The 4,277-nt window shown below is 39.1% G+C and carries 4 protein-coding genes; 2 read left to right on the top strand and 2 right to left on the bottom strand.

Translation table 11 applies throughout. The features are described 5' to 3' along the window. Positions 1 to 241 precede the first annotated feature (241 nt). Complete coding sequence (locus AAC037_RS20595) at positions 242 to 1,096, bottom strand: alpha/beta hydrolase family protein (protein WP_339905265.1); 855 nt, start codon at positions 1,094 to 1,096, stop codon at positions 242 to 244. Between the two features lie 47 nt (positions 1,097 to 1,143). Continuing rightward, positions 1,144 to 2,367 carry an S-adenosylmethionine:tRNA ribosyltransferase-isomerase gene (locus AAC037_RS20590; RefSeq protein WP_339905264.1) on the bottom strand — a complete coding sequence of 408 codons (1,224 nt, stop codon included), beginning with the start codon at positions 2,365 to 2,367 and terminating at the stop codon, positions 1,144 to 1,146. A gap of 203 nt (positions 2,368 to 2,570) precedes the next feature. Between AAC037_RS20590 and AAC037_RS20585 the strand changes: the two genes are divergently transcribed. Further along, on the top strand, positions 2,571 to 3,674 hold the full coding sequence (locus AAC037_RS20585; RefSeq protein WP_339905263.1) for an o-succinylbenzoate synthase: 1,104 nt from the start codon (positions 2,571 to 2,573) through the stop codon (positions 3,672 to 3,674). A gap of 45 nt (positions 3,675 to 3,719) precedes the next feature. After that, on the top strand, positions 3,720 to 4,277 hold a 558-nt coding region (locus AAC037_RS20580; RefSeq protein ID WP_339905262.1), incomplete at its 3' end, for an MFS transporter.

The following is a 4,277-nucleotide window of genomic DNA, read 5'->3' as shown; positions in this document are numbered from 1 at the left end:
TAGATAGGATGAAGGAAGGCTTAGTTAATCCTAATCAAGTTAAAGAAGTTTATCCATTGGTTAAGAAATCTTTTGGAGTGGTATTTAAAGATGAAATTAAAAAAACAAGAGGCCCATTTATCAAGCGAATCATTAAGAAGTTTTTTCATAATAATTGATCAGGTCAACTACCATATTAACCAACTTCTGCTTGCTGTAATTCTAGTAAGAAGTCATTTGGATCAATGATTATAGATGACAATTAATTATTCAGCTGTTCATGGAAAAAAAGAAAATGATAAGGAATGGCTTCTGTCCAATACTCCCAATTATGAGCACCGGGTCTTTCAATATAATCATGCGGAACACCGGCATCTAAAAGGAGTTGGTGCATTTGCCTGTTTGTGTTTAATAGAAAATCCTCCGTACCGCAGTCAATAATCAAACTCACATTATTCTGCTTCATTTTTCCGATCAAGCCTACGGCCGTATAAGGGCTAAAGGGTGCCTCATAGTTAATTTCTCCCAGCATTTCTTTTTGCTGCTTTTTTCTTAGCGCTTTTCTTTCTTCGCCAATATCCCATACTTCGGTATCAATATTCATTACTCCACTCATGCTCCCTGCTGCAGCGTATAAATCCGGATTTTTTGCACTTAGCAAAATGGCTCCATGCCCACCCATAGACAATCCGGTGATAGCCCTTCCTTGTCGAGTTGCAATGGTTTTGTAGTTTTCGTCAATCTCTTTGATCAGATCAATTGTAATATAAGAGGCATAACGAACAGTATCGAGCACGGGGCTGTCATAATAATAGCTGAAAGGCCCCACTTCAGGGGTCACAATCAACATTTCGTATTGGTTCGCCAAATCAGGTAATAGGTCAGGACTTTTAACACTTTTATGCCAATTGCTAAAATTGCCACCTGCACCATGCAAGAGGTAAACAACCGGGTAATGTTCTTCCGAATCTTTATAACCTTCCGGATAGGTAATGGCATACCGCATTTCTTTATTTAAACTTTGACTGTAGTGACTCACTGTGTCCACTTGGGCAACAGCACTATTAATTATTAATGCGATAAAACCATATAAGAGAAGCGATCTTAAAATTAACATAGGCTTCCTGATAATTGTTATAAAATGAATGATACCCAATAAGCTACCTAACTTAATTTATTGTTCCACAATAAACTGCTGTCTCCATAGCTTAAAAACCTGTAGTTATTCTCTAATGCTTCTTTATAGATTTCTCTCCAATTGCCATGTGTGAAAGCTGCTACTAAAAGAACTAATGTAGATCCCGGCTGGTGGAAATTGGTCACTAGCCCATTGCATAATTTAAATTCGTAGCCCGGGAAAATAAATATCTCTGTGGACCCTATCAACTGATTCAAATCATTTTCCTGCATCCATGCAAGAATGGCTTTAAGGCTTTCATTTTTGCTAGGAAGGCTTGTATATTCCTGGTAGGGGGTCAATTTCTCTATTCGAAACTCTTTTGATTTACCAAGTAACAAATTAACTCCGAACCAATATAGACTTTCCAACGAGCGCATGGAAGTTGTTCCTACCGCTATAATATTGCCTTCAGCCGCGATTAAATTGACAATATTTTCTTTGGTAAACACCATTTGCTCGCTGTGCATCGGATGCTCAATGATGTTGTCATGTTTGATTGGCTGAAAGGTACCTGCTCCGGTATGTAAGGTAAGGTACTCTATTGATATTCCTTTGGCCTTTAAATCGGTTAGGGTTTGGTCTGTAAAGTGAAGTCCCGCCGTGGGTGCTGCTACCGCCCCCTCTTTATCAGAATAGACTGTTTGATAACGTTCTTTGTCCGCATCCTCGGCTGCTCTGTTTAGGTAGGGTGGGAGCGGCACCTCCCCACTAGCCTCAACGATGGAAGCGAAGGATTTGTCATCAGGACTCCAGCTCATTTCAACCTCCCTGTTTTCCCTATTGACCAATTTTGCTTGTAAGGCATAGCTTACCGAATCGATAACTATTTTGGAGGAAAGCAGTTCATTTTCTTTCCATCGTTTAAGGTTTCCAATCATGCATTTCCAAGTTACCGGCCCGGTGCTCTCCATGCTTTGTTGAATAAGGGTTGCAGGGAGAATGGGATTGAGCAGGAAAATTTCAATTTTTGCTCCGGTTGCTTTTTGAAAGTGAAGCCTGGCAGGAATAACCTTTGTATTGTTAAATACCAGATGGCTGTTGGCAGGAACCAAAGCTGAGATATTCGAGAATTTTTCATGGCTAATTTTACCATTTTCAAAATGCAATAATTTAGATTTATCCCTTAGTTCAAGTGGATGTTTGGCGATGTATTCATCAGGTAAATCATAGAAATAATCCTTCAACTGTGGAGCACTTTCGATGCGCATGTTATTATTAATTCTCGAAATTCAACATTCTTTTAAAAACGATGCAAATATAGCCCTTTCGAAGCAATACCATGGTATTATGCACGGTTTCTATGGCTTCGATAACCATTGGAATAAAATCCGGAAAAAAAATTGCTTTAAGCATTGCCCCTTTTCATCCTTTGGAAGAAAATAACCATATTTGACTATAGCTAAAAAGACAAATGACCAAAATATTTACAGTTAAATGCTCCATTATTGCTTATAATTTGGATTTTAAGTTTGATGCAGGAACCAGCAGAGGAGTACTTAAAAATAAATTAACCCATTTTATTCAAGTTCGTTCAGACCAATTCCCAAAGGCCATCGGCATTGGAGAGGCCGGCCCATTAAAAGGCCTAAGCATAGACGATGTTTCGGATTTTCAGGATAAGGCCAATTTGATTTTGAGAAGGGTGGAGCAAATAAAGTTCCGGGCCAATCAAGAAATACTATTACAGCTGATAGATGAGTTTGATCTTAGGGAGTTTCCAAGTATTCAATTTGCCCTCGAGACTGCCTTGCTAGACTTAATCCATGGAGGTAAGCGGGAGATATTTCAAAATAGCTTTTTCAGTGGCAAATTATCTCTTCCTATAAACGGTTTGGTTTGGATGGGGGATAAGGGATTTATGGAGCGTCAAATTGATCAAAAACTTGAGCAAGGCTATGATTGTATTAAAATGAAAATAGGGGCAATTAATTTTGACCAAGAATGTGAAATTTTAGGGAATATAAGAGAACGATATTCAAAAGAAAAAATAACGATTCGAGTTGATGCCAATGGGGCTTTTACACCGGATACGGCGCTTGATAAGCTCCATAAATTAAATGAGTATGACATCCATAGCATCGAACAACCGATTCAACCGGGTTTGATTCGGGAGATGAATAAATTATGCAAACAATCTCCCATTCCCATAGCTTTGGATGAAGAGCTTATTGGCATTTGTGGAAGAAAAAATAGATTAGCATTACTCCAATCTATTGTCCCTCAATACATCATTCTTAAACCTACATTGCTAGGTGGTATTGTAGCTACAAGAGAATGGGTTGAGCTTGCTGACCAAACCAATACCGGCTGGTGGATGACCTCGGCATTGGAGAGTAATATAGGTCTTAATGCCATCGCTCAACTTACCGCTGCTTTAAAGGCTACCATGCCTCAAGGCCTGGGAACCGGACAATTGTACCATAACAATATTAAATCACCTTTGCGCATTTCAGAAGGTGAATTGTCCTACCATGTGAATATTGACTGGGAATTACCTGGCATTTTTAATCATTAGGCTGACCTATTTCTTTATGTCCAATTCTTTATTATTATCAAGTTAATGATGAAAGTAAACGCTGCTTATTCTTATATAGTTTTCTTGTCTTTAGTCGCTGCTATTGGTGGGTTTTTGTTTGGTTATGATACAGCCGTTATTTCCGGGACCATCAGTGAAGTGACCGAGCAATTTTCTTTGGGAGCCATTGCACAAGGTTGGTATGTGGGTTGTGCTTTGTTGGGTTCAATAATTGGAGTGAGCATTGCCGGAGGTTTAGCTGATAAGTATGGCCGAAAAAGGGTAATGCTACTCTCGGCAGTATTGTTTTCAGTATCGGCCGTTGGCTGTGCACTCGCAGGTACTTTCAATGCATTAATTGTCTATAGAATTATCGGAGGGGCAGGCATTGGCATGGTGTCCATAGTTTCTCCAATGTATATTTCTGAGGTGGCACCTTCTTCCATAAGGGGGAGTTTGGTTTCCTTGTATCAATTGGCCATTACGGTAGGCTTTTTAGGGGCTTTCTTAATGAATTTTCAGTTGTTGAATTTTGCGGAAAGCAAACTATTTCAAATGGGTACTATTTTGTATAAGGTTTTTAATGAGGAAGTTTGGTGGGGA

The organism is uncultured Cyclobacterium sp. (assembly GCF_963976465.1).
Lineage (GTDB): Bacteria > Bacteroidota > Bacteroidia > Cytophagales > Cyclobacteriaceae > Cyclobacterium.
Note: the sequence above shows the minus strand (reverse complement) of the source record. Positions and strands in the feature narration are given on the sequence as shown.